This window comes from Streptomyces sp. SID14478 (genome assembly GCF_010548525.1).
GTDB lineage: Bacteria > Actinomycetota > Actinomycetes > Streptomycetales > Streptomycetaceae > Streptomyces.
The window spans coordinates 1-4,406 of sequence record NZ_JAAGMG010001318.1; the positions used below are offsets into that span (position 1 = coordinate 1).

5 protein-coding genes and 2 pseudogenes are annotated in these 4,406 nt (G+C 71.7%); 4 read left to right on the plus strand and 3 right to left on the minus strand.

The features are described from left to right. From G3I40_RS41895 to G3I40_RS41905, 3 genes and pseudogenes are all read left to right on the plus strand, one after another. Positions 1-181, plus strand: a pseudogene (locus tag G3I40_RS41895) (glycosyltransferase family 1 protein); the annotation flags it as partial. Then, the gene (locus G3I40_RS41900) at positions 175-915 is read left to right on the plus strand and encodes a class I SAM-dependent methyltransferase (protein ID WP_164560039.1); all 741 of its coding nucleotides are present in this window, start codon (positions 175-177) and stop codon (positions 913-915) included. The pseudogene G3I40_RS41895 and the gene G3I40_RS41900, both read left to right, overlap by 7 nt. After that, entirely contained in the window at positions 912-1,985 is a 1,074-nt protein-coding gene (locus G3I40_RS41905) for a prenyltransferase (RefSeq protein WP_164560040.1), read from the plus strand. The genes G3I40_RS41900 and G3I40_RS41905 overlap by 4 nt, the downstream gene beginning before the upstream one ends. 10 nt (positions 1,986-1,995) lie before the next feature. Here G3I40_RS41905 and G3I40_RS41910 read toward each other — a convergent pair whose 3' ends face one another. Next, complete coding sequence (locus G3I40_RS41910; protein WP_164560041.1) at positions 1,996-2,277, minus strand: hypothetical protein; 282 nt, start codon at positions 2,275-2,277, stop codon at positions 1,996-1,998. Positions 2,278-2,397: 120 nt separating this feature from the next. On the opposite strand from G3I40_RS41910, the gene G3I40_RS41915 reads away from it, so the two are divergent. After that, positions 2,398-2,949 carry a hypothetical protein gene (locus G3I40_RS41915; protein WP_164560042.1) on the plus strand — a complete coding sequence of 184 codons (552 nt, stop codon included), beginning with the start codon at positions 2,398-2,400 and terminating at the stop codon, positions 2,947-2,949. A 31-nt stretch (positions 2,950-2,980) separates the two neighbouring features. On the opposite strand, the gene G3I40_RS41920 is transcribed toward G3I40_RS41915, so the two are convergent. Further along, positions 2,981-3,991: an LLM class F420-dependent oxidoreductase gene (locus G3I40_RS41920; RefSeq protein WP_164560043.1), complete on the minus strand. Its 1,011-nt coding sequence runs from the start codon at positions 3,989-3,991 to the stop codon at positions 2,981-2,983. A 127-nt stretch (positions 3,992-4,118) separates the two neighbouring features. Next, a pseudogene (locus tag G3I40_RS41925) lies at positions 4,119-4,406 on the minus strand (hypothetical protein); the annotation flags it as partial.

Consider the following 4,406-nt stretch of genomic DNA (forward strand, 5'->3'; position numbering starts at 1 on the left):
CGGCGCCGCGGGCCGCGCCCGCGTCCTGGAGCGCTTCACCTGGGCGCGGGCCGCCCAGGGCACGGCCGAGCGCTACCGCGAGGCCATCGACAAGGCCTCCACCGCCCCCGGTGCCCCCTCCGTACGACCTCACCAGAACATCCCTCAGGAAACCCCTCAGGAAAGCAGGGCCACGTGCTGACCGTCGACTTCACCCGCTTCCCGCTCGCCGCGGGCGATCGCGTCCTCGACCTCGGGTGCGGGGCCGGCCGGCACGCCTTCGAGTGCTACCGGCGCGGGGCGCAGGTCGTCGCGCTCGACCAGAACAAGGAGGAGATCGCCGAGGTCGCCAAGTGGTTCGCCGCCATGAAGGAGGCCGGCGAGGCCCCCGCGGGCGCCACGGCCACCGCGATGGAGGGCGACGCGCTCCACCTCCCCTTCCCCGACGAGTCGTTCGACGTCGTCATCATCAGCGAGGTCATGGAGCACATCCCCGACGACAAGGGCGTGCTCGCCGAGATGGTGCGCGTGCTCAAGCCCGGCGGACGCATCGCCGTCACCGTGCCGCGCTACGGCCCCGAGAAGGTCTGCTGGGCGCTGTCCGACGAGTACCACGAGGTCGAGGGCGGCCACATCCGCATCTACAAGGCCGACGAACTCCTCGGCCGGATGCGCGAGGCGGGCCTCAAGCCGTACGGCACGCACCACGCGCACGCGCTGCACGCGCCCTACTGGTGGCTCAAGTGCGCCTTCGGCGTCGACAACGACAAGGCGCTGCCCGTGAAGGCGTACCACAAGCTCCTGGTCTGGGACATCATGAAGAAGCCCGCCGTGACCCGGGTCGCCGAGCAGCTCCTGAACCCCGTCGTCGGCAAGAGTTTCGTCGCCTACGCCACCAAGCCGCACCTGCCGAAGGCCAGCGGGGCCGCTGAGTGAGCATCCCCGAGCGGACCGAACTCCTCGTACTCGACGGCGTCCTGACGGCCGATCAGGCCGCGCGCACGGTGCACGGGATACGCGCGGTCCAGCGCCCGGACGGCGCCATCCCGTGGTTCCGCCACCATCACCTCGACCCGTGGGACCACACCGAGTCCGCCATGGCCCTCGACGTGGCCGGCGAGCACGAGGCCGCCGAGCGCGCCTACGACTGGCTGGCCCGGCACCAGAACGAGGACGGTTCCTGGTACGCCGCCTACCGCGACGGCGACCCGGCCGACGTCACCGACCGCGGCCGCGAGACCAACTTCGTCGCGTACGTCGCCGTCGGCGTCTGGCACCACTACCTCTCCACCGGCGACGACGCGTTCCTGGACCGCATGTGGCCCACGGTGAGCGCGGCGATCGAGTGCGTCCTGCGGCTGCAGCAGCCCGGCGGCCAGATCGGATGGAAGCGGGACGAGGACGGCACGCCCGTCAACGACGCGCTCCTGACCGGCAGTTCGTCGATCCACCACGCCCTGCGCTGCGCCCTCGCCCTCGCCGAGCAGCGCGAAGAGCCGCAGCCCGACTGGGAGTTGGCGCTCGGCTCGCTGCGCCACGCGATCCGCCGCCACCCGGACCGCTTCCTCGACAAGAGCCGCTACTCGATGGACTGGTACTACCCGGTGCTCGGCGGCGCGCTGCGCGGCGCCGAGGCGCAGGCCCGCATCGAGGCCGACTGGGAGAAGTTCGTCGTCCCCGGGCTCGGCGTGCGCTGCGTCGTGCCCAACCCGTGGGTGACCGGGGGCGAAAGCGCCGAACTCGCCCTCGCCCTGTGGGCGATGGGCGAGTCCGACCGCGCGCTGACGATCCTGCAGGACATCCAGCACCTGCGGGACCCGCGGACCGGCCTGTACTGGACCGGTTACGTCTTCGAGGACCGGGCGGTCTGGCCGGAGGAGCTGACGACCTGGACCGCCGGGTCCGTACTGCTCGCCGTGGCCGCGCTGGGGGGAGACGAGGCGACGTGCTCGGTGTTCGGAGGGGAGCAGCTGCCGGTCGGCGTGGAGCCGGACTGCTGCCGGTAGGACCGGACGATCAGCGCAGCCGTCCCGCGACGGCGTGGCCGATGGCCAGGTAGACGACGGCGGCCAGACCGTATCCGGCGACCACGCGGGCCCAGGCCTCGTCGAAGGTGAACAGATCACGGGACCAGCCGGCGAGCCAGTTGGCCGCATGGTGGATCCACTGGACCAGGTCGTTGCCGCGGTTGGCATCGAGCAGGTACATCAGGATCCACAGACCGAGTATCAGCGCCATGATGTCGGCAACGACCACGATCGCTCGGGCCGCGCTGTTGCCGCTGCGAGTAGAGGACATGGTTACCGTCTGACCGCAACTCTTTCGATGAAACACGGACGGTGGCGCCCAAGTGGCGGCGGTGCGGGGGACGGGTGACGCTGCGGGGAAGTGTGCATCCCCACCCCGGAGGTACCCGCGGTGCTCAGCTTCTCCCTTCCCCTGCGACGTACGGTCGTCTCCGTCCTCCTGTGCGGTGCCCTCCTCGCGGGCACCACCGCGTGCGGCGGCGACGACAAGGACGCGGCGTCCAGCCCGACCGCCACCAGCTCCGCCGAGCGGCAGAAGCTGGCGAAGACCCGGTTCGTGGCCAACGCGGGCATCGCGGCCGGCGCCACCTATCAGTGGATCGTGAAGCCCTGGCGCGCGGGCAAGTTCAAGAGCGGTGCCGGTGGCCGCAAGGTCGCGCTGGTCAAGGCGGGCCTCGCGGGCGCGCTCACGTACAACCGGCTGAAGGCGGCGGTGAAGAACGCGCAGGGCGACCCGACGCTCGCCAAGGCGGTCGCGCCGCTCTCCGCGGGCATCGACGCGCTCAAGGACCTGCCCAGCAAGCTGCGCAAGGGCGACGGCGTCGACTCGGTCGCCTCGTCCTTCGACGACATCATCAACAACGTCAAGGACGCGGGCAAGAACGCGGGCGCGACGGTCACCGACAAGGTCCCGTCCGCGTCCCAACTGACCAAGGGTTCCTAGCAGTTCGGGAGTTCGGCGGTCCCCGGCCGGCTCAGGAGTTGAGCTCGGCGAGGACGCGCAGCGTGTGCGGGTCCGGCGACAGGACCAACAGGTCGGTCACCGGACCCTTGCGCCACAACTCCAGCCGCTCCGCGATGCGTTGACGCGGGCCGACCAGCGAGATCTCGTCGGCGAACGCGTCCGGCACCGCGAGCACCGCCTCCTCGCGCCGCCCCTCGGCGAACAGCTCCTGGATGCGCCGCGCCTCGGCCTCGTACCCCATGCGCGCCATGAGATCGGCGTGGAAGTTGCGGGTCGCGTGCCCCATGCCGCCGATGTAGAAGCCGAGCATGGCCTTGACGGGCAGCAGGCCCTCGCTGATGTCGTCGCACACCTGAGCGCGGGCCATGGGCGCGATCATGAAGTCGTCGCGGAGGCCGGTGAGCGACGCCTCGTACGCGTCGGTCCTCGTCGGCGCCCAGTACAGCGGCAGCCAGCCGTCCGCGATCCGCGTCGTCTGCGCGATGTTCTTCGGCCCCTCGGCGCCGAGCAGAAGGGGCAGATCGGCGCGCAGCGGGTGCGTGATGGGCTTGAGCGCCTTGCCGAGCCCGGTGCCGTCGTCGCCGCGGTACGGGTGCGAGTGGAAGCGCCCGTCGACCTCGACGGGCCCCTCGCGCCGCAGCACCTGCCGTACGACGTCCACGTACTCGCGGGTCGCGGTGAGCGGGGAGCGCGGGAACGGCCGCCCGTACCAGCCCTCCACCACCTGCGGCCCGGAGAGTCCGAGCCCGAGCATCATCCGGCCGCCGGACAGGTGGTCGAGGGTGAGCGCGTGCATCGCGGTCGTGGTGGGGGAGCGGGCGGCCATCTGCGCGATGGCGGTGCCCAGCCGGATGCGGGAGGTGTGTGCGGCGAACCAGGTCAGGGGCGTGAAGGCGTCGGAACCCCAGGACTCGGAGGTCCACACCGAGTCGTATCCCAGCTCCTCGGCCTCGCGGACGAGCGGGAGGTGGTCGGGGCTGGGTCCGCGTCCCCAGTAGCCGAGTGCGATTCCTAGCCGCATGTGCCCCTCCGCCGCTCGCTCCGGATGTCATCTGACGGTACGTCAGTTACCGAGACTCCGGGGACTGTACGCGAAAGGCCCCTCGCCCGGAAGACGGGCGAGGGGCCTCGAAAGCTGTGCGGTGGCGTCAGCCGCGCTGGATACCGGTGGTGTCCTGCAGCACGCCGCGACGGCCGTCCTGCGTCTGGGCGACGAGGCCCGGACCGCGCTGCTCGACGGCCAGGTACCAGGTGCCCGGCGCCAGTTCGGCGATCGGCGTCGGCGAACCGTCCTCCGCGTACAGCGGACGCGGCACCGGCACGGCGAACCAGAACGGCGAGAAGTCCGCGGCACCGCCCTGCGGGGCGGACGGCTGCGGCGCCGGAGCGGCGGCCTGCTGCTGCGGCTGCTGGCCGTAGGGCTGGCCGGGGCCGGG

What these genes read in the sequence shown, in the direction of transcription:
- G3I40_RS41910 (WP_164560041.1), bottom strand. Translation starts at nt 2,277, where the DNA reads ATGTCCTCTACTCGCAGCGGCAACAGCGCGGCCCGAGCGATCGTGGTC.
- G3I40_RS41920 (WP_164560043.1), bottom strand. Translation starts at nt 3,991, where the DNA reads ATGCGGCTAGGAATCGCACTCGGCTACTGGGGACGCGGACCCAGCCCC.